At 65.3% G+C, this 22,217-nt stretch carries 23 protein-coding genes; 11 read left to right on the top strand and 12 right to left on the bottom strand.

The window, feature by feature from the left end; translation table 11 throughout:
* The first annotated feature begins 71 nt into the window (after positions 1-71).
* Together ASG79_RS18015 and ASG79_RS18010 are read left to right on the top strand one after the other, a co-directional pair.
* The gene (locus tag ASG79_RS18015; protein WP_056393162.1) at positions 72-809 is read left to right on the top strand and encodes a GAF and ANTAR domain-containing protein; all 738 of its coding nucleotides are present in this window, start codon (positions 72-74) and stop codon (positions 807-809) included.
* A 90-nt stretch (positions 810-899) separates the two neighbouring features.
* Complete coding sequence (locus tag ASG79_RS18010) at positions 900-1,316, top strand: VOC family protein (RefSeq protein ID WP_056392939.1); 417 nt, start codon at positions 900-902, stop codon at positions 1,314-1,316.
* Between the two features lie 14 nt (positions 1,317-1,330).
* Here the strand turns inward: ASG79_RS18010 and ASG79_RS18005 are convergent, their stop codons facing one another.
* Positions 1,331-2,782: an FAD-dependent monooxygenase gene (locus ASG79_RS18005; protein WP_056392936.1), complete on the bottom strand. Its 1,452-nt coding sequence runs from the start codon at positions 2,780-2,782 to the stop codon at positions 1,331-1,333.
* A 195-nt stretch (positions 2,783-2,977) separates the two neighbouring features.
* Between ASG79_RS18005 and ASG79_RS18000 the strand changes: the two genes are divergently transcribed.
* Positions 2,978-3,313, top strand: coding sequence for a YciI family protein (locus ASG79_RS18000; RefSeq protein WP_018768675.1), 336 nt, complete (start codon positions 2,978-2,980; stop codon positions 3,311-3,313).
* Positions 3,313-4,560, top strand: a complete 1,248-nt coding sequence (locus tag ASG79_RS17995) for an RNA polymerase sigma factor (RefSeq protein WP_056392934.1) — start codon at positions 3,313-3,315, stop codon at positions 4,558-4,560. The genes ASG79_RS18000 and ASG79_RS17995 overlap by 1 nt, the downstream gene beginning before the upstream one ends.
* Before the next feature lie 277 nt (positions 4,561-4,837).
* On the opposite strand, the gene ASG79_RS17990 is transcribed toward ASG79_RS17995, so the two are convergent.
* The 6 genes from ASG79_RS17990 to pdhA form a co-directional block, all read right to left on the bottom strand.
* Positions 4,838-5,566: a glycoside hydrolase family 16 protein gene (locus ASG79_RS17990; RefSeq protein WP_056392932.1), complete on the bottom strand. Its 729-nt coding sequence runs from the start codon at positions 5,564-5,566 to the stop codon at positions 4,838-4,840.
* A gap of 447 nt (positions 5,567-6,013) precedes the next feature.
* Positions 6,014-6,322, bottom strand: a complete 309-nt coding sequence (locus ASG79_RS23890; RefSeq protein WP_200953191.1) for a hypothetical protein — start codon at positions 6,320-6,322, stop codon at positions 6,014-6,016.
* A 210-nt stretch (positions 6,323-6,532) separates the two neighbouring features.
* Positions 6,533-6,679, bottom strand: a complete 147-nt coding sequence (locus tag ASG79_RS23600; protein WP_018768678.1) for a lmo0937 family membrane protein — start codon at positions 6,677-6,679, stop codon at positions 6,533-6,535.
* A 172-nt stretch (positions 6,680-6,851) separates the two neighbouring features.
* Positions 6,852-8,348 carry a dihydrolipoamide acetyltransferase family protein gene (locus ASG79_RS17985; RefSeq protein ID WP_056392930.1) on the bottom strand — a complete coding sequence of 499 codons (1,497 nt, stop codon included), beginning with the start codon at positions 8,346-8,348 and terminating at the stop codon, positions 6,852-6,854.
* Positions 8,349-8,350: 2 nt separating this feature from the next.
* Complete coding sequence (locus tag ASG79_RS17980) at positions 8,351-9,478, bottom strand: alpha-ketoacid dehydrogenase subunit beta (protein WP_018768680.1); 1,128 nt, start codon at positions 9,476-9,478, stop codon at positions 8,351-8,353.
* Complete coding sequence (gene pdhA / locus ASG79_RS17975; protein WP_056392928.1) at positions 9,475-10,701, bottom strand: pyruvate dehydrogenase (acetyl-transferring) E1 component subunit alpha; 1,227 nt, start codon at positions 10,699-10,701, stop codon at positions 9,475-9,477. Before pdhA ends, ASG79_RS17980 begins: the two co-directional genes overlap by 4 nt.
* 342 nt (positions 10,702-11,043) lie before the next feature.
* On the opposite strand from pdhA, the gene ASG79_RS17970 reads away from it, so the two are divergent.
* From ASG79_RS17970 to ASG79_RS17940, 7 genes are all read left to right on the top strand, one after another.
* Positions 11,044-11,271, top strand: a complete 228-nt coding sequence (locus ASG79_RS17970; RefSeq protein ID WP_056392926.1) for a hypothetical protein — start codon at positions 11,044-11,046, stop codon at positions 11,269-11,271.
* A gap of 180 nt (positions 11,272-11,451) precedes the next feature.
* On the top strand, positions 11,452-11,913 hold the full coding sequence (locus ASG79_RS17965) for an Lrp/AsnC family transcriptional regulator (RefSeq protein WP_018768683.1): 462 nt from the start codon (positions 11,452-11,454) through the stop codon (positions 11,911-11,913).
* A gap of 892 nt (positions 11,914-12,805) precedes the next feature.
* Complete coding sequence (locus ASG79_RS17960) at positions 12,806-13,255, top strand: hypothetical protein (RefSeq protein WP_235509849.1); 450 nt, start codon at positions 12,806-12,808, stop codon at positions 13,253-13,255.
* 78 nt (positions 13,256-13,333) lie between these two features.
* Entirely contained in the window at positions 13,334-14,470 is a 1,137-nt protein-coding gene (locus tag ASG79_RS17955) for a hypothetical protein (protein ID WP_056392922.1), read from the top strand.
* Position 14,471: 1 nt separating this feature from the next.
* On the top strand, positions 14,472-14,969 hold the full coding sequence (locus ASG79_RS17950) for a hypothetical protein (protein WP_056392920.1): 498 nt from the start codon (positions 14,472-14,474) through the stop codon (positions 14,967-14,969).
* Entirely contained in the window at positions 14,966-17,098 is a 2,133-nt protein-coding gene (locus ASG79_RS17945) for an OmpL47-type beta-barrel domain-containing protein (RefSeq protein ID WP_056392918.1), read from the top strand. The genes ASG79_RS17950 and ASG79_RS17945 overlap by 4 nt, the downstream gene beginning before the upstream one ends.
* A 175-nt stretch (positions 17,099-17,273) precedes the next feature.
* Positions 17,274-17,900 carry a maleylpyruvate isomerase family mycothiol-dependent enzyme gene (locus ASG79_RS17940; protein WP_056392916.1) on the top strand — a complete coding sequence of 209 codons (627 nt, stop codon included), beginning with the start codon at positions 17,274-17,276 and terminating at the stop codon, positions 17,898-17,900.
* Here ASG79_RS17940 and ASG79_RS17935 read toward each other — a convergent pair.
* The 5 genes from ASG79_RS17935 to ASG79_RS17915 form a co-directional block, all read right to left on the bottom strand.
* Positions 17,882-18,244 carry an ArsR/SmtB family transcription factor gene (locus ASG79_RS17935; RefSeq protein WP_018768690.1) on the bottom strand — a complete coding sequence of 121 codons (363 nt, stop codon included), beginning with the start codon at positions 18,242-18,244 and terminating at the stop codon, positions 17,882-17,884. The two genes, ASG79_RS17940 and ASG79_RS17935, sit on opposite strands and share 19 nt — an antisense overlap.
* Positions 18,241-18,699, bottom strand: a complete 459-nt coding sequence (locus ASG79_RS17930) for an SRPBCC family protein (RefSeq protein ID WP_018768691.1) — start codon at positions 18,697-18,699, stop codon at positions 18,241-18,243. Before ASG79_RS17930 ends, ASG79_RS17935 begins: the two co-directional genes overlap by 4 nt.
* 130 nt (positions 18,700-18,829) lie before the next feature.
* Complete coding sequence (locus ASG79_RS17925; protein ID WP_056392914.1) at positions 18,830-19,042, bottom strand: hypothetical protein; 213 nt, start codon at positions 19,040-19,042, stop codon at positions 18,830-18,832.
* Positions 19,043-19,559: 517 nt separating this feature from the next.
* Positions 19,560-20,909 carry an MFS transporter gene (locus ASG79_RS17920; protein WP_056392912.1) on the bottom strand — a complete coding sequence of 450 codons (1,350 nt, stop codon included), beginning with the start codon at positions 20,907-20,909 and terminating at the stop codon, positions 19,560-19,562.
* Positions 20,910-21,131: 222 nt separating this feature from the next.
* Positions 21,132-22,184, bottom strand: a complete 1,053-nt coding sequence (locus ASG79_RS17915) for a S1C family serine protease (protein ID WP_223992434.1) — start codon at positions 22,182-22,184, stop codon at positions 21,132-21,134.
* Between the last annotated feature and the right edge of the window lie 33 nt (positions 22,185-22,217).

The following is a 22,217-nucleotide window of genomic DNA, read 5'->3' as shown; positions in this document are numbered from 1 at the left end:
TTGGAGAAGGCTGGTATCGGTGCGCTGATCCCGCCCTTGTGGCTGATTCCTGCTGCTTCTACATTGAACAGATGGTGGACCAGGACATGGCGGACGACTTTGAAGGGATTGTGGATCTGATCGCCGGGACGGAGGACATCAAGTCGGTGCTGGATGGACTCACCGGCTTCGCGGCAGCCAGCATGACCAGCACTACCGGAGTGCCCATCGAATGCGCTGTCACCCTGCACCGGCGCAAGCGTACGGCCACCATCGGCGGCAGCAGCGGCAGGGCCGCGGTGCTTGACCGGATTGAACAAACGCTGGGAGACGGGCCCTGCGTGGAAGCGTTGGAAAGCGGAGTTCCCGTCCTGTTGGGAGACGTTTCGTCCGACCTGCGGTGGCCGGAATACCGGAGCGCCCTTTCTGCCGCGGGGGTTGCCAGTGCCCTTGGCATCCCCATGAAGATGAATGACGACGCCGGGGCAGTCCTGGATTTCTTCGCCCCCTCCACGGGGTGCTTCACTGAGCAGGCGGTGTCTGATGGGCTCCGGTTCGCCGAGATGGCGGGAAAGGCCCTGCGGCTCGCAGTCCGGATCGTGGCTGCGGAACAGCGGGCCGAGCACTTGAAGTCGGCCATGGACACCAGGACCGCCATCGACCTGGCCTGCGGCATCATTATGGCCCAGAACAACTGCAGCAAGGATGCCGCCTTCGGCCTTCTCAGCAACGCCTCCAGCACCCGGAACCAAAAGCTCAACGAACTCGCCGAAACGCTGGTGGACCGGTTCTCGGGCCCTGGAACAGCTGAGGCCCACTTCGACGACTGAGGCTTCACCCCACCCCTTCCCGCTTGGGGAGGGCCCTGTTAGCATGACGCGTGCCGACAACGAAGTCCCGCTCACAAAAGGAGTCCCCGTATGCCCACCCGGCTCAATCCCTATCTGAGCTTTCGAAACAATGCCCGTGAAGCCATGGAATTCTACAAAGACGTCTTTGGCGGTGAACTGAACATCGGCACGTTCGCGGAATTCCAGGCCAGCCAGGATCCCTCCGAAGACCAGTTGGTCATGCACGCACAACTCGATACCCCAACGGGGCTGACCCTGATGGCGTCGGACACCCCGCAGCGGATGGACTACACGCCCGGAAACACGTTCAGCATCTCCCTCAGCGGCGGTGACGACGCGGAACTCAGGGGCTACTGGGAGAAGTTGTCCGACGGCGGCACGGTGACAATGCCGTTGAACACAGCCATCTGGGGTGACACCTTTGGCATGTGCACCGACAAATTCGGTGTCCAGTGGCTGGTGAACATCGCCGGGCCGAAGCAGTAACCTGCGCTGAGAGGTCAGCCGCCGGCCCTGCCGCACCAGGTGTCCAGGGCCTCGGCAAGCCCGTCTGCTGAGCCCGCGCCCACCCAGGCGACGTACCCGTCCGGCCGCACCAGGACTGCGGCGGGCGCACCCACAGCACCCAGCACGGGAAGCTGCCAGCCGCCGTCGTACGTGGCCGGAACATGCCGCACCCTGCCGTTGGAAAGGCCCGCACCCAACTCCTGCCCGCTGAAGTCCAGCAGCAGGGGCCGCGCCTGGTGCAGCAGTTCGAAGACCCGGATGGGACCTTCGGCAGTGGTGACTTCCAGGTCCGGCATCCGGCGACCCAGGAGCGGATGGCCGGCGCCCAGGTCGTAGGCCACGTCGAGCCCTGTCACAAGCGCCGCGATGGGAACCCCGGCCCCCTCCACGCGGAGCACCTCGCCCAGCAGGTCGCGCAGCGCCTCCTGCCGGGGGTCTGATTTCTGGAAAAGCGACTGCGCCATGGTGTACTTCAGCGCCCGCTCCCCCGCCTGGTGGCGCTCCGCGTGGTAGGTCTCCAGCAGTTCCTCACCGGAGAGGCCCCGCACCACCTGCCCCAGCTTCCACCCAAGGTTGACCGCGTCCTGCACGCCGAGGCCAATACCGAGCCCGCCTGTCGGTGAGTGGACATGCGCCGCGTCGCCGGCCAGCAGCACCCGGCCCTTCCGGTAGGTCTCCGCCTGGCGGGTGGCGTCGGTGAACCGTGACAGCCAGGTGGGACTGTGCACGCCGAAGTCGGTGCCGAACACGTCGGTCAGCGCCTGCCGCAGGTCCGCCAGGGTGGGCTCGGTGGTTGGACCGAGCGCAGCCTCGGTCACCACCACCCGGACCGTGCCGTCCCCCATCGGGTAGAGGCCGTGGATGCCGCGGGCGTCCACCTTTCCCTGCTGGACAGGCTCCCCCGCCACCTTCACCTCGGCAATCAGGCTGCTCCGGGTTGCGTCCGGGCCCGCCATCGTGATGCCCGCCGAACGCCGCACCGTGCTGCGGCCCCCGTCGGCGCCCACCACATACCGGGCCCGCAGCGATCCGCCGGCGCCAAGATGAACGGCCACGCCGCCGTCGTCCGCCTCCACGCCGGTGACCTCCACGCCGCGCCGGACCTGCACGCCCAGCTCCTCCACCCACTCAAGCAGCAGCCGCTCAATGTGGTTCTGGAACAGCGCCAGCGTGTATGGATGCCGGGTGGGCAGCCCGCCCAGGTCCAGCGGTGTGTTGCCGAACGTGGCCGCGTTAATCGTTTTGCCCTCGGCAAGGAACCTGTCCACGATGCCGCGCTGGTCCAGCAGTTCAAGGGTGCGGGAATGGATTCCGCCCCCGCGGGAGCCCGCCAACTCCTGGGACTCCCGCCGTTCAAGGACAACGGCGTCCACCCCCGCCAGCCGCAGCTCGCCCGCCAGCATCAACCCCGTGGGCCCACTCCCCACAATCACCACGTCATGCATGCCGTCCCCCTCAATCCACGAATAGTCGACCGCCAGTATGCGGCACCCCCGGGGCCTTGCGGCAAGGCCCCCGCGGCGGGGTACCTTGGAAATGGAAGGGGATTCCCGCGCTGCTGTCGATTTTCGCTTCCGGTGCGCGTCGTATGGGTAGGGGCTCCACTGAAGGGCTCCAGCCAACAGCGAAGGGAGCACGACATGTCCAAGTATTTGATCCTGATTTTCCAGGATGAGGCGGTAGCGCGGCAGGCCGAAGGCGAGTCGATCAGCGCCAGCTACCAGGAGTTCATGCAGCGGCGCGGTTCCAACCTGATCAACGGGGCCGCCCTGCAGCCATCCTCGACCGTGACGTCCGTCCGGCGTGATGGGTCGGGCGGGTTCCTGGTCTCGGATGGTCCGTTCGCGGAGTCGAAGGAAACCCTGGGCGGCTATTACCTGGTGGAGGCAGCCGACCTGGATGAAGCCCTCGAAATCGCCAAGGAGGTACCCGCCGGGGTTGGAGTCGAGGTCTGGCCCGTTCGGGTGGTCAGCTGATGCCGCACGCCGCCAGCTCCGAGGTCGCCGCGGCGGTGGCCGACGCCCACCGGCGCGAATGGGGGTTCGTGCTGGCGGCCACGGTGCGTGTTGCCGGGGATATCGACGCCGCCGAAGAGGCGGTCCAGGACGCGTATGCCAGTGCCCTGGCCACGTGGGGCGTGAACGGCATCCCCAGGAATCCGGGGGCCTGGCTTACGGTTACGGCACGACGGCGGGCCCTGGACATGCGGCGCCGCGTGGCCACCCTCCAGCGGGCCCTGCCCAAGCTGCTGGAACCTGAGGAGTATGGCGACGACGCGCCGGACGCTGATGACATCCCGGACGACCGGCTCCGGCTGATTTTCACCTGCTGCCATCCCGCCCTGGCGCTCGAAGCCCAGGTGGCGCTGACGCTGCGGCTGCTGTGCGGACTGTCCACCGCCGATGTGGCGCGCGCGTTCCTGGTCCCGGAAGCCACCATGGCGGCACGGATCACCCGCGCGAAAAAGAAGATTGCCGCCGCCGGCATCCCCTACCGGGTACCGCCGGTGTCTGAGCTGCACGAACGCGTGGACGGCGTGCTGTCGGTGGTGTACCTGGTGTACACGACGGGGCACACCTCCCCGTCAGGTTCGGACCTGATGCGCCGCGACCTTGCCGAACGCGGTTTGGAGCTGGCCAGGACACTGCGGGTCCTGCTACCCGCTGACCCCGATGTTGCCGGCCTGCTGGCCCTGGTCCTGCTTACGGACGCCCGCAGGGACGCCCGGGTGGACAAGCACGACGACCAGGTTCTGCTCGAGGACCAGGACCGGTCGAAATGGGACCGGCGTGCCATCGCGGAAGGTGTTGGGCTGTTGCGGGAGGCCTTGGTTTCGCGGCCTCCGGGCAGGTTCGCCCTGATGGCCGCGATTGCCGCTGTGCACGATGAAAGCGGATCCTGGTCCGACACCGACTGGCAGGAGATCCTGGTCCTGTATGACCTGCTGATGGAAAGGTGGCCGTCCCCGGTGGTCCAGCTCAACAGGGCCATCGCGCTGGGCTTCGCCGTGGGTTATGCGGAAGGCCTGGCGGAGCTGGATGCGCTCGGTGCCGAGCCGCAGCTCGCCCGGTACCCGTATCTTGCCGCGGCGCGGGCCGACTTCCTGGCCCGGCTTGGGCACCCGGAGGAGGCGCGGGTGGCGTTCCAGGAAGCCCTGATCCTCACCGGCAATGAGGCGGAGCGGCGTGCCCTCCGGGCCCGCCTGGGTCAACTCGTGGAGTAGCCATCGCCGGTTCCTGTCCTGTTCCGGGCAAAGGGAAAGCCCCTCCTAGGAGGGGCTTTCAACGTAGTGGTCATTTGTCTGTAGGTAACGGTCAGTGGTGATGCACTCCCCCTTCCCGGACGCCCCCGGCGCCCATCCGGACTATGACCCAACCCACTTTAATAACATGTGGCCAGTGCGTAAAGACCCTTGTGCCGAAAAACTTGAAAGAAAGGACGACGGCGCGGGGCCGCCGTCGTGCCATGGCTGGTTGGGTCAGTCCAAGCCTTCGCCGTGGCTAGGACCTGGCCCAGATGGACACCCAGTCGACCAGGACGTGGCCGCTGGTCTCGGGCAGCGGGCATTTTGGCGAGCAGGACTCGGTCTGCAGGATGTAGTGCATGGGTGTGTTCAGTCCGAACGACCTGGACACGCCGATCGAATTTCCATCAAGGAAGAATTCGATGCCGTCGGCACGCCACTCAGTAGTAGCGATATGCCAGTCGCCGTACGGTACTTCCGGACGTAGGGCGTCCCAACGGTGCACGCCGTTCTCCACGCCGTGTACGGCTGCGTAGATGAGCTTTGACAGGTCTCCCTCGGGAAAATCGATCTCGCCGTCCTCGGGCCATCGCTTGCTGTCCGGCCACAGCAGCCATGCCAGTTTGAATCCCGGCAGGACATCGGCCTTGAAGCGGACCGAATAGCGCCCGTACACCAAGCTGTTGTACGGCCGCTGGCTGGCCCCATCCAGTTTCGGTGACGGAGCAGCACCCATTACCACACCGTTTTCAGAATGCAGGTAGAAGTCCAGGACGCCATCGTGGACACTCAGGACCTTCGACGGGAAATACCCGGATGTCCGTTCGCCCTTGTTTTGCTGCTGGGCGGCTGTGTCCGGCGTGCCGTCCGCGTAGTTCGCGCTCCAGCGCGTGCCGTAGACGGGGCCCGGGAATCCGCCAGTGCCAACGTCTCCTTCGGCGAAGTCCTCAACAAAAACCTGCCTCCAGCCAGGCAGGTCTCCCACTGGCACGGACAGGGAGGCTGCAGAAGGGTCTGAAGGTCGATCGAGGACAAGGGGCGGTACCGAACCAGGCGAGGGCTCCTCTGTTGGTGGCTGTGCTGACTCAGAGGCCGCGGAAGGGACGTCCGTCGCCGCCTGCGCAGAATCGGAGACCGTACTCTCCGGTTCGGCTCCCTGGGGCGGCGATGAACCTGGAGCACGCCTGAGGTCGCCGCATGCCACAGCTGATAAAAGCGTCATAACCAAGACGAGGACGACGCAAGTCCATGCACGATGCTGAATCCTCTTCAAGAGTTTCGCTCCTCCCAGAAGACCTTGGACGGGAGCCTGGTCCCCCTAGTCAATTCAGCCTACGGACAAGCCGCGCATCCGGTCACGAGTAGTGGGTACTCATATTTCCGTTCAGGGCCTTGAGGGGGCTACGCGTTAGGTTGATTACGGGGAGGACCGTCAGCCCAATGGGGATACCGTGCGCCAGTATGAGGTTGCGCCGGTTTCCTTTTGGTGCGCGTTACGGGAAAAAAGCCCTGTCCCTGACTCGGCCATAGGCGGCGGAATACGGACAATTTCGAGTTCAAAGATATCGAGCAGACACCTGCTTCCCGTCAATGTGTCCAGAATCCAAAACCGCCCGTATTCCGGGTCTGTGTCCGTCACCGGGCCCCGATGAATCAACGTGTTCTGGTAGAAAGCTTCGATCGCATCGCCGGAAACGAGCTCACTGCAGGATCCAACGACTTGGGGGTCAAGACTTGTCACGACTCATCCTTTTCTCTTGGCTTACAGATCCCCCTGTCTCATATCCTTCCTGCGCAAGCTGACTGCCGGGTGTCTACAGGATGATGATTCCCTGACATTTTGGGTGCGGGGCCCCGCACGAGCCCACGCAAAGGCCCGGCCCTTGATTGCGGGTGCTAGCCGACTACCGGGACCGGGCCTTTGCGTGACGGACGGGCCTTTGCAGGAATGTCAGGCGCGGGTCCTGCCACGCAGGAAATGGAAGATCAGGACCACCACGGCGACAACCAGAAGTATGTGGATCAGTCCCCCGCCGATATTGGCGAGCAGGCCCAGAAGCCAGAGGACCGCGATGATAATGGCTATCCAAAGCAACATCAGAATCTCCTTGGTTCGTTTCCAGATGGCACATATATACCCCCGCCAGGGGCGGCCCCTGGAAAGGCCCACAAAGGTTTACCGCGTGGTGCCTCTTACCCTAATTCAGATTTCCATTAGGGGAAATGGCGCCACGAATTGCACCAAGAATTCGTCCCTCAAACAGCGGCCACTAAATGTCGGCCAGCAGCGACGTGGGGTTTTCGATGGCATCTGCCACGAAGCGGAGGAAGCCGCCGGCGGTGCCGCCGTCACAGACGCGGTGGTCGAAGGTCAGCGTGAGTTCGGTGACCTTGCGGACCGCCAGCTCACCGTTGACCACCCACGGCTTGTCGATGATCCGGCCGACGCCGAGGATGGCCACCTCCGGATGGTTGATGATCGCCGCGGACCCGTCCACACCGAACACGCCGTAGTTGTTCAGGGTGAACGTGCCGCTGCCCAGCTCGGTGGGCGTCGCCTTCCCGTCGCGGGCCACCTGGGTGAGGCGGCGGATCTCGCCGTCGAGCTCCCTGGCGCTGAGCTTCTCGGCGCCGCGGACGGACGGGACCACCAGGCCCCGGTCGGTCTGCGCCGCGAAGCCCAGGTTGACGCCGTCGAACGCGACAATCTCCTGCGACCCGTCCTCCGCGGCTTCGATCCGGGTGTTCAGCTCCGGGTACTTCTTCAGCCCTGCGGTGACGAAACGGGCGATGAAGGCCAGCAGGCCCGGAGCCTCGGCGCCGTTGGCCTTAAGTCCCTCGCGGAGCTCCAGCAATGCGGTGGCGTCCACATCCACCCATACGGTTGCTTCCGGGATCTCTGCCCGGCTGCGGGCCATGTTGGCGGCCACGGCCTTGCGGACCCCACGGACCGGGGTGCGGGCGGCAATGCCAAGCCCGGTGCGGGCGTCCACGCCGTTGGCCGGGGCGGCTTCCCGGGGTGCCGTGGCCGGCCGCGTTTCGGCGGGCTTGGCCTCCTCGGGCTTGGCTGCGGGGGCTTCCACCGGTGCAGTGGTCCGCAGCGCAGCCTCAACGTCGCGCCGCATGATCAGGCCGCTGTCGCCGGAGCCTGAGATGTCCCCGAGGTCGACGCCGTGCTCCCGGGCCATGCGCCGGACCAGCGGCGAGATCACCGCGCCGAGCTTGCCGGGGACGCGGGTGCGCAGGAGGGTGAGGTCGTCCTCGGTGGGCTTCGGTTCAGCCGGCTCAGCGAGGGCGACGGCGGCCTTCCGGGCACGGGTGCGCCGGGCAACACCGTGTCCGCCGGGAGTCCCATAACCGATCAGCACATTGCCGGATCCGGCCTTCTCTTCTTCCCGGTAGGCTTCGGCTGCCGCATTGGCCGGCTTGGGCCCGGCAAGCTCGGTCTCTGTGGGCTGGACTTCCGGCTGGGCCGGCGAAGGGGCGGGGGCGGCATCATCCGCGGCGGCCCCGGCATTAGCACCAACAGGCGTCACCGTAATCAGCGGCTTCCCCACGTCCAGGGTCTCGCCGGGCTGGCCGTGCAGTTCGGTGACGATTCCGGCATACGGTGACGGTACCTCCACGGCGGACTTGGCGGTCTCCACCTCGGCAATCGGCTGGTCGACGGCGATCTCGTCGCCCACGGCAACGTGCCAGGAGACGAGTTCAGCTTCGGTAAGGCCCTCGCCGAGGTCGGGCAGCAAAAACACACGTGGTTCGCTCATGGTCAGTTCTCCCACTGAAGGTCGTCAACGGCGTCGAGGATGCGGTCCACGCCGGGCAGGTAGTACTTCTCGAGTTTGGGTGCCGGGTAGGGGACGTCGAATCCGGTAACGCGGCGGATGGGGGCGGCCAGGTAGTGGAAGCAGCGTTCCTGGACCCGGGCCACGATCTCGGAGGACACGGACGCGAAGCCGTGCGCCTCGGCGATCACCACGGCCCGGCCGGTCTTGCGGACGGACGCGCACACGGTGTCGTCGTCGAACGGGACGATGGTCCGCACGTCGATGACCTCCAGCGAGCGGCCTTCCAACGCGGCCGCTTCGGCGGCGGCGAGCGCGGTGGGGACGGACGGGCCGTAGGCAATCAGCGTGGCGTCCGTGCCGGGACGTGCGACGGCGGCACGGCCTTCGGAGGTGCGTCCCGCCGTCGTGCCTTCCGCGGAAGCACCTTCCTCGTGAAGGCGGCGGAGCTCGGCAAGGTCCACGGAGTCCTTGGTCCAGTACATCTTCTTGGGCTCCATGAAGACGACGGGGTCGTCGGAGTCGATGGCTTCGCGCAGCATCCGGTAGCCGTCCGCCACCGTGGCGGGGGTGTACACCTTCAGGCCGGCGGTGTGGGCGTAATAGGACTCGGAGGAGTCGCAGTGGTGCTCAACTCCCCCGATGCCGCCGCCGTACGGGATGCGGATCACCATGGGCAGCTTCACGGCCCCCTTGGTGCGGTTGTGCATCTTGGCCACGTGGCTGACGATCTGCTCGAACGCAGGGTAGGCGAACGCATCGAACTGCATCTCGATGACAGGGCGCATCCCGTTGATGGCCATCCCCACGGCCATGCCCACGATGCCGGACTCGGCCAGCGGGGTGTCGAAGCAGCGCTGCTCGCCGAACGTGGCGGTCAGGCCGTCGGTGATGCGGAAGACCCCGCCCAGCATGCCCACGTCCTCGCCGAACACCAGGACGGAGGAGTCGGCGTGCATGGCGTCCGCCAGGGCGGTGTTGAGGGCCTTGGCCATGGTGACGGGCTGGGGACCCGCGGCTTCGGCGGACGCGGCGGCCGAGGCTGCGGCCCGGGCGGTGGCGGCACTGACGTTGCCGTTGGCTTCGGACGAGGTTGTTATGGTGGGGCTCACTTGCCGGCCTCCTGTGAATCAGTAGCTGCTGCGTCGCGGGCCAGCTCGTCGGCGAGCATGGCGGACTGTTCCTTCAACTGCGGCGTCTGCCGGGCGAAGACGTGGCGGAACAGTTCCTGCGGGTCCACCTGCACGTCCTCGCTCAGGCCCTCGCGCAGCTGGGCGGCAACCGCTTCAGCGTGGGAAGCGATGCGTGCTTCGGCGTCGTCATCCAGCAGCCCCCGGTCCGTCAGGTACGTCCGCATCCGGTTGACGGGATCCTTGGCCCGCCACTCCGCAACCTCGCTGTTTTCCCGGTAGCGGGTGTCGTCGTCGGCGTTGGTGTGGGCCTGCATGCGGTAGGTGTTGGCTTCCACCAGGAGCGGTCCGGAGCCTTCGCGGGCGAGTTTCACGGCGCGGTCCAGGACGGCGAGGAGGGCCACCACGTCATTGCCGTCCACGCGTTCGCCGGCCATGCCGTAGCCCACGGCCTTGTGCGCCAGCGACGGCGCCACGGACTGGTGTGCCAGCGGCACCGAGATGGCGTACTTGTTGTTCTGGACGAAGAAGACCACCGGCAGGTGGAAAACGGCGGCGAAGTTCAGGGCTTCGTGGAAGTCGCCTTCGCTGGTGGCACCGTCACCGCACATGGCCAGCACCACGGTGTCCTCGCCGCGGAGCTTGGCGGCGTGCGCCACGCCCACGGCATGCAGCAGCTGGGTGGTCAGCGGCGTGCACTGGATGCCCACCTTGTATTTGAGGGGGTCGTAGCCGCCGTGCCAGTCGCCGCGGAAGATGGTCATCACCTGTACCGGGTCCACGCCCCGGGTCATCACGGCCACGGCGTCGCGGTAGGTGGGGAACATCCAGTCATGCTCGGACAGGCAGAGGGCGGCGGCCACCTGGCAGGCTTCCTGGCCGTGGCTGGAGGGGTAGACGGCCATGCGGCCCTGCCGGACCAGGGCGGAGTTCTGGTCGTTGACGCGGCGTCCGACGACGAGGCGTTCGTACGCTGCCAGCAGTTCGTCATCGCCGGGTACAGGGTATTCGTGGCCGGGCTGGGTGCCCTGCTCGCTGTCCGGGATGAGCCGGCCGTCCGGATCCACCATCTGGATCTGGTGCCGGGCGGGGAGCATGTAGTCCTCCACCGTGATGCCGAACTTCTTCACAGCTTCCGTGAGCGCATCGTCTGCGGGCTCGGTGCTGGCGGTGTCCGGCGCGGTGTGGTCTGCGGAGATCGTCATTGGTCCGTCCTTCGGTAGCCACTATTCCCTCCCAGTATTGTCCCGGGCGAGGTTTCGTATCCAGCACCTGCGCAAATCGTGGAGAAGCTGCCCTGAAGTGCCGGCTTTGGAAGACGATTTGTAACTGTGACGTGGATTACCGACCGGAGCCGTGGACAAAATGGCGGGCTGGGAAACTGCTCATGCTTCCATCCGGGCGCGAAAGCCTGGCGGCCAACGAAAGAAGTGCATTGACCCCTGTCTCCCGAAGGCCCACACTCGGATGATGCGGGTACGCACCGTCCCGGGACATCCGGGACTGCGGCATTTTCCTAACAGCAGTGACAGGCGGGGGCGTTAGCTATGGAAATAGCCAAATTGTGGGACAGGCTCGACCCGGACACGCGGCAATGGCTGGTTGATAATCCCGGCTGCAAGATCCTTCCGCGCACCGTCGCGGCGGCCATCATGAAGAGCACCGGAGTCGAATTCGAACAGGACCGGCATGGCGAAACCGTGCTCTCCCCCGGCGACTGCGACTTCATCCGCGGCGCAGCGGAGGGGACCGGGACCCGCCACCACGGGTCCTGATCCACACCCCGGACGGCCCGGGAAAGGCCGACCGGCCGAGCATCATTCGTTCCAGCGGCGTTCCTGCTGCCGGTTTTGTATTCCCGCGCGCTCCTGCCACGGAGACTCTCTTCAAATCTGCCTACTATGGAAGACGATTTGTATTCGTGAGGTGGAGTACCGACGGGAGCCGAGTGCACAATGGCGGGCAAGGATGTGGCGGCCGAGGTTCCGCTGGATGAGATCGACCGGCGCATCATCAGCGAACTCACCCGGGACGGCCGTATGTCGGTCACGCAAGTGGCGGAAAACGTGCACATTTCCCGGGCGCATGCCTATTCCCGCATTGCCCGGCTGACCGGTGACGGCGTGCTCACCCGGTTCACCGCGCTGGTGGATCCCATCAAGGCAGGGTTGAAGTCCTCCGCCTACGTGACGCTGAAGCTGAAGCAGGATTCGTGGCGGGAACTCCGCGACCAGTTGGGCGCCATCCCGGAGGTGCACCACATCGCGCTGGTGGGCGGCGACTTCGACGTGATCCTGCTGGTCCGGGCCGTGGACAACATCGACCTGCGCCGCGTCATCTTCGACCAGCTGCAGACCATGCCCGGCGTGCTGGACACGCAGACGTTCCTGGTGTTCGAGGACGTGGATACGCGGTAAGCCGGCCTTCCTCGCTGCCGCGCACCGGAATCAAGCGGTCAATATTGAGCCGACCTTGATGAATTCTTGACCGGATCCGGGGACGTCCTTGAGGCGTTCCCTCCAAAGTGATGTGTGAAGGACGGGAGCGCATCGCTGATGCACCTGGGTACTGGGTCCCAGTCAACCCGCGCCTGCGTCGGATAACACCGACGGTCTCAGAAGCCTGGCGGCGCTAAGCAAGGGCGCCGCCAGGCATCCAACTCAACTTTCCACACAAGACCAGGGGCCTGCGGCGGAGGCACGGATCAGCGTCGATCCGAAAAAGCCGCCGGCCCCCGCACCCCAAGTGGGACACACGACGGCGGGACGCGGCCGCCGTCGTACGCTCGCGTCCCTGCGTTGATTGACGCGCATATTCGCCCACGACGCGCACATTCCCTTTCGCCGCCCACATTCGAGCCGCGCCACGGAATATGCGCGTCGAAAATCACGAAGCGCGCCGAGGGTCACTTCCTGCGGCGCACCACCAGCACGATGTACAGGGCAACGGCCACCGCCACCAACGCGCCGATGCTGACCCCTGCGCTGGGACCGTCAAGCATGCCGGAACTCCTCTCCAGCGAGACATCGTTACTGACGCCAACAGCATACGTCCGGCCGTCGTCGTCGCCCGCCGGCTGCGGACAGCGGACTGGGGGGCATTGGCACCCGCTTTGACTTTGGCCACCCGAGTAGCGGCGCACGAATCCCAGTAGTGGAATTCACACTCCCCTGAAAATTCGAGTACCGGTACGTGTTGTTGGGCAGAGCTCCAGCCGAAAACATTGGGTCATCGATCCACCGAAAGGCACCAGGATGGGGCCGCTCATGGGGGAACGGGTTCTCAATCACATTCACAAGGAGTCTTTCCATGCGCCCAATGACCAAGAAGAACAAGATCGCCGCTGTCGCCGCATCCGCCGCCCTGGTGGCTGTTGGCGGAAGTGCCGCCTACGCCTACTGGAGCACCACGGGCTCGGGCAGCGGGCAGGCCAAGGCTGCGACCACAACAAACGCCGTCGTTATCCATGTGGCATTTGACGAAAACATCACGCCAGGGTCGTCGAAGACGATCAGTTACACAGCAGACAATCCCAACTCCGGCAGCACCCCTGTTACCCTCACAGGCGCAGTCGTCACCGCCAGCGGTTCCTGTGACGCGAGCTGGTTTGCTGCCTCAGTCCCCACCGGAACCAAGACCCTGGCGGGCAACGCGACCAACGTGGACATGGGCACGGGGACCCTGACCTTCAGCGACAGCACTTTGAACCAGGATGCCTGCAAGGGCGCGACCATCACCGTGACTGCAAGCAGCAACTAACAAACGAGCGGGCCGGGGACGGGTGGAAATCCCGTCCCCGGTTCGTCGTCAACCGCACCAAAGTGGAAGGGGCACGGGGTGCACAACAAAGACGGGCAACCGCGGCATCGCCTGCGGCAGGCCATCAAGGTGGCGCTGATCGGGCTTGCGGTGATGCTGGCCAGCGCGGGGGCGCTGTTCGCCGCAACGCAAAGCACCAAAGCGGGCATCACGGTCCAGGTCTCGCCCGCCAGCCAGTCGGTCCAGCAGGGGCAGTCCGCGGCCTACACGGTGACGGTGACGTCCACCGGGGGCTTCAGCGGTGCGGTCAACCTGACCACCGCGGGACTGCCGGCCGGAGCAACAGGTGCCTTCACGCCGTCGTCCGTCACTCTCAGCTCAGGCACCACGTCAACTTCCACCCTGAACGTCAGCACGGCAGCCACCACCCCGGCGGGCACCAGCTCATTGACCATCACCGGCACCAGCGGCAAGGTCTCCGGCAGCGTCACCGCCGGCCTCACCGTCAACTACAAGATCTCCTCCGGCCTGACAGTCGCCGCCTCCCCTGATTCGCTCACCGTCCCGCCCGGTTCCACCGCGGTGTACACCCTGCAGATCACCCGGAACAACCTGTCCGGGCCGGTCACCTTCAGCGTCCTGGGCGGACTGCCCTCCGGCGCCGCCGCAACGTTCTCGCCCAATCCGGTGACCGGGACCTCCACTACCCTGCAGGTGGCAACCACGGCCGCGTCGCCGAACGGAAGCTACAGCCTCTACCTCATGGGCACGGGCAAGGATGCCGCCGGGAAGGCCCAGTACGCCTACGCCAACGTGCAGCTGGTCCTGGACTCCACCATCAAGCAGTTCGTCCTCTCCGGAAACGTCCCCGGCACCCTGTCCCCCGGCACGTCGGCCGGCCTGGACCTGCAGATCAGCAACCCCAACAACAAGGCGCTCTCGCTGACCAACATGTCCGTGGCGGTGGCAGGCGTCACCCGCAGCGCGGACGCCGTGGCCAGGAACCTTTCCTGCACCGCAGCGGACTTCGTGGTCACGCAGTACAGCGGCCCCTACCCGGTCTCCGTTCCGGCGGGCAGCAGCTCCCTTTCCGGGCTCCGCCTGGCACCGTCAGTGTGGCCCAGGGTGGGAATGCTGGACACCTCCGCCAACCAGGACGGCTGCAAGGGTGCCTCGCTCCAGCTCAGCTACTCAGGATCAGGACAGGGGAACTGAGATGACCGCCAACCCAACCACCCGCCGTCGTGCGGTCAGGGCAGCGGCCCTCGCCGGGCTCCTGGCCGCTGCCGGCGCCGGAACCGCCTACGCGTACTGGGGCACCGCGGGCACCGGCACCGGGTCCGCAGCCGCAGCCACCATGCAGGCCGTCACCGTGGACGCGCTGGTCGCCGGGGACAGCCCGAAGGCGGCGCTTGTTCCCGGCGGTACTGCCGACGTCGTCCTCCGCCTCACCAACCCCAACCCCTACGCCGTGCAGGTCTACAGCGTCACGGCCAACGGGGCCGCCACCGCGGACGCGGCACACCCCGGCTGCACCACCACCGGAGTCAGCTTCGTGGGGAGCGCGGCGCCACTGTCCCCGGCCACCTTCGTTCCGGCCAACTCGTCCACCCTGCTCACCCTTCCAGGATCGGCCGCCATGGATACCACCTCTCTCGCAGCCTGCCAGGGCGCCACCTTCCGCCTTCCCGTCACGGCGGAGGTGCGCAAATGAGCCTCGCCATCCGTGCTTTGTTCGGCCGCCCGTCGCGCCGGGTGCCCTGGATCATCACCGCGCTCCTGCTCCTGCTGGGCACGGGTACCGCGGCCTATGCCTTCTGGGCCTCCACCACCAGCAGCAACAACGCGGCCGCCGCTGCCGACACGCTCTCCGCGGGGTCCAAGCCCGCCGTCACCGCCAATGGTGCCTCGCTCAGCGTCAGCTGGGCGGCCGGCACCACGGTCAACGGCCGGGCGGCCACCGGGTACACCGTCACCAGGTACGCGGCGGCCACGGGCGGCACCGGAACACCGGCAACAGGTGGTTGCGCGGGGACCGTCACCACCCTCACCTGCACCGAACAGAATGTCCCGGGCGGCATCTGGTACTACACGGTCACCCCCACCATCGCGCTGTGGACGGGTTCGGAAAGCCCGCGCAGCACCGGCGTCAGCAGTGACTCCACCGCCCCGTTGGCCTCGGTGTCCGGCATTTCGCCCACCCCCAACGCCGCCGGCTGGAACAGCACCAGCCCGGTCACCGTGACCATCACCGCCGACGACGGGACGGCTGGATCCGGCGTCGCCTCCATTACCTACGCGGTCGACGGCGGCGCCAAGCAGACTGTGGGCGGCAGCGTCACCAGCATCCCCGTGAGCGGCGACGGAACGCACACGGTCTCCTACTTCGCCACCGACAACGCCGGCAATGCCGGCACGGCGCAGAGCCAGACGGTGCGGATCGACACCCAGGCGCCTGCCGCACCGGGGCTCAGCGTGCCCGGCTTTGTGAACTCCGCCAACGTTGCCGCCGTACCCGTCACCGGAACGGCGGAGGCGGGGGCCAAGATCACCCTTACTGCCAGCGATACCGGTTCCGCCCATTCCGCTCCCCCCGCGACCGCCACGGCTGACGGGACCGGAAATTGGACCGCGAGCCTGGACCTGACCAGCCTGAACCAGGGCACAGTGACCTACTCGGCGGTGGCCACGGACGCTGCCGGAAACACCAGCACGGCCAGGACGGCGGCGAGCATCAAGGACACCATTGCTCCTGCGCCAGCGCAGGGCGTGGGCGTGCCGGTATACGTCAACAGCTCCACCGTTTCCTCCGTTCGGGTCTTCGGAAGCGCCGAAGCCGGGACCACTGTGACGGTTGCGGCCACGGACACCACTACTGCCCCTCCGGTCACTGGCACGGCCACTGACGCCGGAACGGGTTGGTCACTGAACCTGAACCTCACGCCGCTCAAGGATGGAACGGTCACCTACGCCGTCACCGTCAAGGACGCCGCAGGCAACAGCAGTTCGGCCGTGACACCGAGCCCCACCAGTTTGAAGGACACTGTGGCACCGAAGCTGACCATTGACACCCCGGCGTACATCTACTCGGGCAACGTGGGCGGCTATAAGGTCAGCGGCACCAATGATCCTGGCCTGACCGTCAGCCTGAGCGTCAGCGATTCAACCACCAGTGTCCCGGCAACGGCATCAGGCACGCAGTGGACAACCGGCGGCCTCAATCTGGCGGGCCTCAAGGAGACGTCCACGGTTGTACCGGTGGTCACGGTCACTATCACTGCCACCACCAGCGATGCGGCAGGGAACAGCAGTACGGTCACGGCCACAGCGGTCAAGGACACCCAAGGGCCCACAGTTACCTCAGTCAAGCTGCTCAACGGCGGCTCGACCAATACCCGCCAGGCCTCAGCGGACGCTGGCGACACCATTACCCTCAAATTCTCGGAAAAGTTGGACCTGGCCAAGGTGTGCACCAACTGGACCGGCTCCCAGTTGTCGGGCACTGCAACGATCACTGATAATGCGGGCAATGACACGCTGGGTGTCACGATCCCCGGCTGCTCCGTCGGCACGGTATCCCTCGGCGGGGACTACCTCAACGGCGCCGCGGCTACCTTTGGAGCCCAGGGAACAGGCTCAACCCTCAACTGGGATGCCGCCAACAACGCCATGGTTATCAAACTCGGCAATGCGCCTAACGGCAGCGCAGGCGCGGGCACACTCAACGCGGGTGTCCCTGCGGGCCTGCCGGCGTACGCCCCACCACAGAGCCTGACCGACGTGGCGGGGAACCTGATCGGTACTGTCTCGTTCAGAGACACCCTCTCCTCAGGACTGGGATAGGTGACGCGTTACCGGCTCCCCACCGACTATTCGGCGGGGAGCCGGTGCGTGTCCGGCCGGGGTGTGGTTCACGCTCCTTACGACACACCCCACATACACTTTGGCTAGCGGATCCAGCAAAGGGGCGCGTGATCAAGCACCCCCGGACCGCCCAAGGGAACAGGAACCCAACGTAATGACGGACTTTGATGCCTTGATCGACGCCGAACGGAACCGCCTCATCGGCGCCCTGGAAAGGCTCGACGACGAACGTTGGAACTCACCGAGCCTGTGCGGTGGCTGGCGGGTGAGGGACGTCGTCGTCCATCTCCTGATGCCCTACCAAATGTCCCTACCGCGGTTCTTCATCAATATGGCCGCAGCCGGGTTCGCGTTCGACAGGATGGCGGACCGCTGGGCCACCCGGGACACCCGCCCGAAGGATGAACTGCTGTCAGCCCTTCGGCGCACGAAGGCGGAGCGTTTCGGGGTTCCAGGCACCGGCCCTGAAGCACCGCTGAGCCACCTTGTCATACATGCGGAGGACATCTACAGGCCCCTGAAGATCGACCATGTGATAGAGCCGGAGAGTGCCAACATCGTCCTGGACCAGCTCACCACGCCCCAGGCCCAGCGTTCACTGAAACCGGGCCTGATCGATGGGCTTGCCTTCTCCACCCAGGACACGGGCTGGAGGCACGGCACCGGCGCCCAGGTGCTGGGCAGCGCGTCGGCCCTGATCTCCACCCTTGCGGGGCGGCAGGGATCCGTAGCCGAGCTGACCGGCGAAGGAGCCATTCTGCTTCAGGGCAGGGGCCGCTGACTTTCCCGATCCCGGCTGCTTCGTTGAATGGCTTCGGCCATGCTCTTGATTCTCTGGAGCCGGGCATCCCATGCAGCGCTGACCGACGACAACTGGGCAACGGCGCGGGAAAGCTCTGCCTGGTTCACCTCATAAACGCGTTGCCGGCCTGCGGGCCTGACATAGACCATCCCCGCACGGTGCAGTACCTCCAGGTGCTTCGCCACCGCCTGCCTGGTCACGGGCAGCCGGGTGCTCAGGCCCGTGGCCGTGCCGCCGCCTTCGGACAGGATCAGGTCGAGCATCTTCCGCCGGGTGGGATCACCCACCGCGGACCAGAGATCGTCGTCGATAGCGATGGTCATTGCGCAGCGACCAGCCGGCCGATGTAGGCCACAAGCCGTGGCAGGAAGTAGTCCCAGCCCCGGACGTGGTCATTGTAGTTAAGCTCGACGTCAGCTTGCTCCCATCCCTTGTCCTGGAACCCTGCCTCCGTAAAGCGCAGCAGTGTCCCCGAGCCCTGCGGAATCAGCTCAAAAGTCACCAGGAGGGAGTTTTCCGGCGATGCCGCGGCTTCGTCGTAAACCCACCTGAAGGAGAAGCGCCGCGACGGCTCGACCTCCACAACCGTCAGCTTCACCACTTTTGCATCTGCCGCCGTCCGGTCGCCGAAGACTATGTCCCCGCTTGAACCCGCGGTGGGGTCAAAGGCGGCCTCATCGGGCCACCATTGGCGCAGGTGTTCGGGGGTGCTGATGACCTCGAAAACAATCTCCGGCGCCGCTTCAATGTGGATTTCCCGCTCAATGCTGTTGTGCATGTCCAGTTCCTTTCGCAACCATTGGTTGCTAAGAGCCTAAACGACGCAGGACCCGAAGCGCAACCATCGGTTGCGCAGGCGTCTTCGCCAACCCGGAGCGGCAGAGATGACGACGGCTGAGATCGCCTGCCTACTTCTGCTCGGGTATCCAGAAGGGAGCATTCACCCCCGCTCCTGTGAGGTTGTCGCAGCGGACCAGCTGGGTGCCGATGCGCTCCAGCGGGCAATCCACGTAGGTTTTAAGGACTTCCTCGTCATAGCCCGCGGTGGCCGGGGCTGGCCCTGCGGAGAGGAAGAGTGCCGGAAAAACGGCAGCGATGACCGGGACAGTGCGCTTGTGCAACGGGGGGCTCCTTGGATTCGGCAAGGGAGATTGACGGGCGGCCGGCCCTGGACGAGGGCCAGCGCAACTGGGTCCCCAGCCGATTCCCCAAAATGCGAATCCTGCCAGCTCAGGACTCTCCGGCAGGACCAAAGTACATGAACCGCCCGGGCAGCCATAAGGGTCCCGGGCACCCCTTATGCAGCACGGCCTACCCAATCATGACTCCCGCAATCCCGGGAACGGGCGCGGGGTGGGCCTACGCAACGAAAGGAAAATCCCCTCCTCCTGGAGGCTTATCCCCCAACACCCACCCCTCCGGAACCCTCTCCGGCCCTTAGTTGTTCGCGTGGATATGCGGACTCCTCTCCCCCACAAACCCACAATCCGTTGCACTGGCGCAACTGATGCGGGGGTGGGTCATGTCTCGGAATGGCCCACCCTCACCGCTGAGTTACCGTGACGAGCGCCTACCAGTGACGAGGCTGCGACCGGCATCCCGCTACCGGCGCAGTTGCCCGTGCTGCAAGGGCGCCCGTCAGGATGTTTTCTTCCTGGTTGCTTCTGCCTCTGCCCCGCCGGAGAGGGCACCCTGCAGCCGGGCACCGGACAGCGGCCTGTCACCGCTTCGCCGCAATGCCAGCATCACCAGGCCTGCAGCCAGGAGGCAACATGCCAGGAAGATGGACGTGGCCAGGAAACTGCCGTGCGTCACATCCTGCAGGAAACCACCAACGTAGGGTCCAACGAATCCGCCGAGGTTTCCTACCGCATTGATCAGTCCCATAGCGGTGCCGGCGACGGCCACCGGCATGGCCCGGGACGCTGAAGCCCAGAATGGACCGTCGTAGGCCAAGGCCCCGGCGACGGCGATGCTAATGAGGGTAACCGCAAGGAACGGCATATTGTCTCCGGTTGCTACCGAGACCACCAGCGCAACAGCACCGACTGCCATCGACAGCAGCACGTGAGTGGAGTAGCGGCCGGAACGGTCGGCCGCTTTGGCGTTGTACCAGAGGCCGACCATCGCCAGCACGTACGGAACTGCGGTGATGAGCCCCACCTCCATAGACGATCCGGAGGTAATTGTCTTGATCACGTGCGGCAGCCAGATGTTGATGCCATAGAAGCCAATCTGGATGAGGAAGTACACCAAGGTCAGTCGCCACACAACCGTGTTGGACATAACGTGGCGCAGGCCCAGTTTCTCCTGCTGAGGATGTTCCCTTGCATCCGCAGCAAGCCCATTCTCGATGTACTCACGCTCCTGGACCGAGCACCATGCCGCCTCGCGCGGATGGTCAGCAATCAGGGCCCACCACAGGGGTGCGGCGATGACGAAGGGGAAGATGCCCTCGATGATGAACAGCCACCGCCAGTCCGAGAAGGAGAGAATCCAGCCGGAGAGGGGGGCCGTAATGATGGAGGCGATGGCGATGTTCATCATCCAGAATGCGTAGGCCCGTGCCCGCTCAGCGGCCGGGAACCAGTGGCTGATCAGGACAAGGATCGCAGGCCAGATTCCGGCCTCGGCGACACCCAGGAAAAAGCGCACCACCAGCAGTTGCGTGAAATTTTGGATGAATCCGGAAAGAACGGCCAGTACGCCCCAGATGAGCACCATGATTCCGACGAACTTCTTCGCGCTCCAGTGCTCGGCGAGGTGGCCGCCTGGAATTTGCAGGACGAGATAGCCGATGAAGAAGATGCCTGCAGCCAGGCCCTGCTGGGCGGCGTCGATGCCCAGGTCCTGATGGAGTCCGTTCAGGGCGAACCCGATATTGGTCCTGTCCATAAACGAAATGATGTAGACGACAATGGCGACGGGAATCAACCGCTTCCACCGGGCATTGCCCACTGCCGTTGCTGACTTGACGTTCTGTGCCATTGGAAATGCTCCTTCGCGATATGGCTGATCAGACCGCCCCCCAGTAAAGCTACTGCTCTCCCGCGGACCTCGTCGGGGTTCGCTTTCCGCCAAGCGGCGGAACGAGCGGGACTTGTTCGGACAGAGCCGACCTGACGTTGCAGGCTTTTACGCCTTGAGTTGCGACCCTTACCCGAGCAGCATTTTCTTATTTTCACGCAACTATTGCGTTAGCGCAATAAGTCATTTAGCCAGGTCGCCAAGGGTGACGTGCAGGTTCTGGGATGCTGAGCCGCGCTGCACGATGACGTCCACCTGCTGCCCGGGGTCCTGTTTCCTGAGGGCCACCAGCAGGTCCGTCACGTTTCCAATGTCTGCCTGGGCGAACTTGGTGATGATGTCTCCTGCCTTCATGCCGGCTTGTTCCGCTGGGCTTCCTTGCGAAACGCTCACGATCAGCGCCCCCGCCGTCGTGGGCAGGGAGAACCGTTGGGCGAGTTGCGGCGTGATGTCGGTGGGGACCACACCGAGGGCGGCGTGTTTGACCGATCCGCTGGCCAACAGCTGGTCTGCAACGTCGGTGACAGTGGAAGATGGCGTAACGAACCCGATGGCTACGGCTCCGGTGCTGGGTGGAAGGTAAGCCTCGGAAAGACCGATTACCTGTCCGCCGGCATTCGCCACCGCACCGCCGGAATTACCGGGGGAAATCGGCGCATCGGTCTGCAGCAGGTCGATGGCGCCGTGGGGTGATTCCTTCGACGGCGGCATGTTCCGGTGCAGGCTCGAGACAATTCCGGCAGTGACGGTTTCCTCCAACCCCAGCGGGCTTCCGATGACAACGGTCATCGAACCCACCTCCGGATCTGTTGCAGCAAATTTTGCGGCCGGAAGGCCGGTGCGGTCGACCTTGAGGACAGCAAGGTCCGTGACGTCGTCAACGCCAACTATTGTGCCTTGGGACTGAGAGCCATCAGCGAACTGGACCTCAACGTTCTTAAAGGGCTGTTTTTGCTGGTCCTCCACGACATGGGCGTCTGTGACAATGGATCCATTGCCGTCGTAGATGACACCGCTGCCAAGGCCGACAGCAGTCCTGATGGTGACCACGGATGGTTCGACCTCCCTGACCACGCCGGGAACCGCGGCCAGGCCGCCGCCACCCGACAGGCTTGCCTTGGATGCGTCCGGTGATGCAGTGGAGGAACCGGGCCCCGGTGCCGGGTTTCCCGTACAGCCCGTCAGCGTCAGCGCCGCTGCGGTCATTCCAGCCGCCGCGTAGAGTCTTAACCTCATTGGATACCTCCTCTTTGAGAGATCGCCCGGGAG

This window comes from Arthrobacter sp. Soil761 (assembly GCF_001428325.1).
Classification (GTDB): Bacteria; Actinomycetota; Actinomycetes; order Actinomycetales; family Micrococcaceae; genus Arthrobacter.
This window is presented reverse-complemented; position numbering and strand designations above follow the sequence as displayed.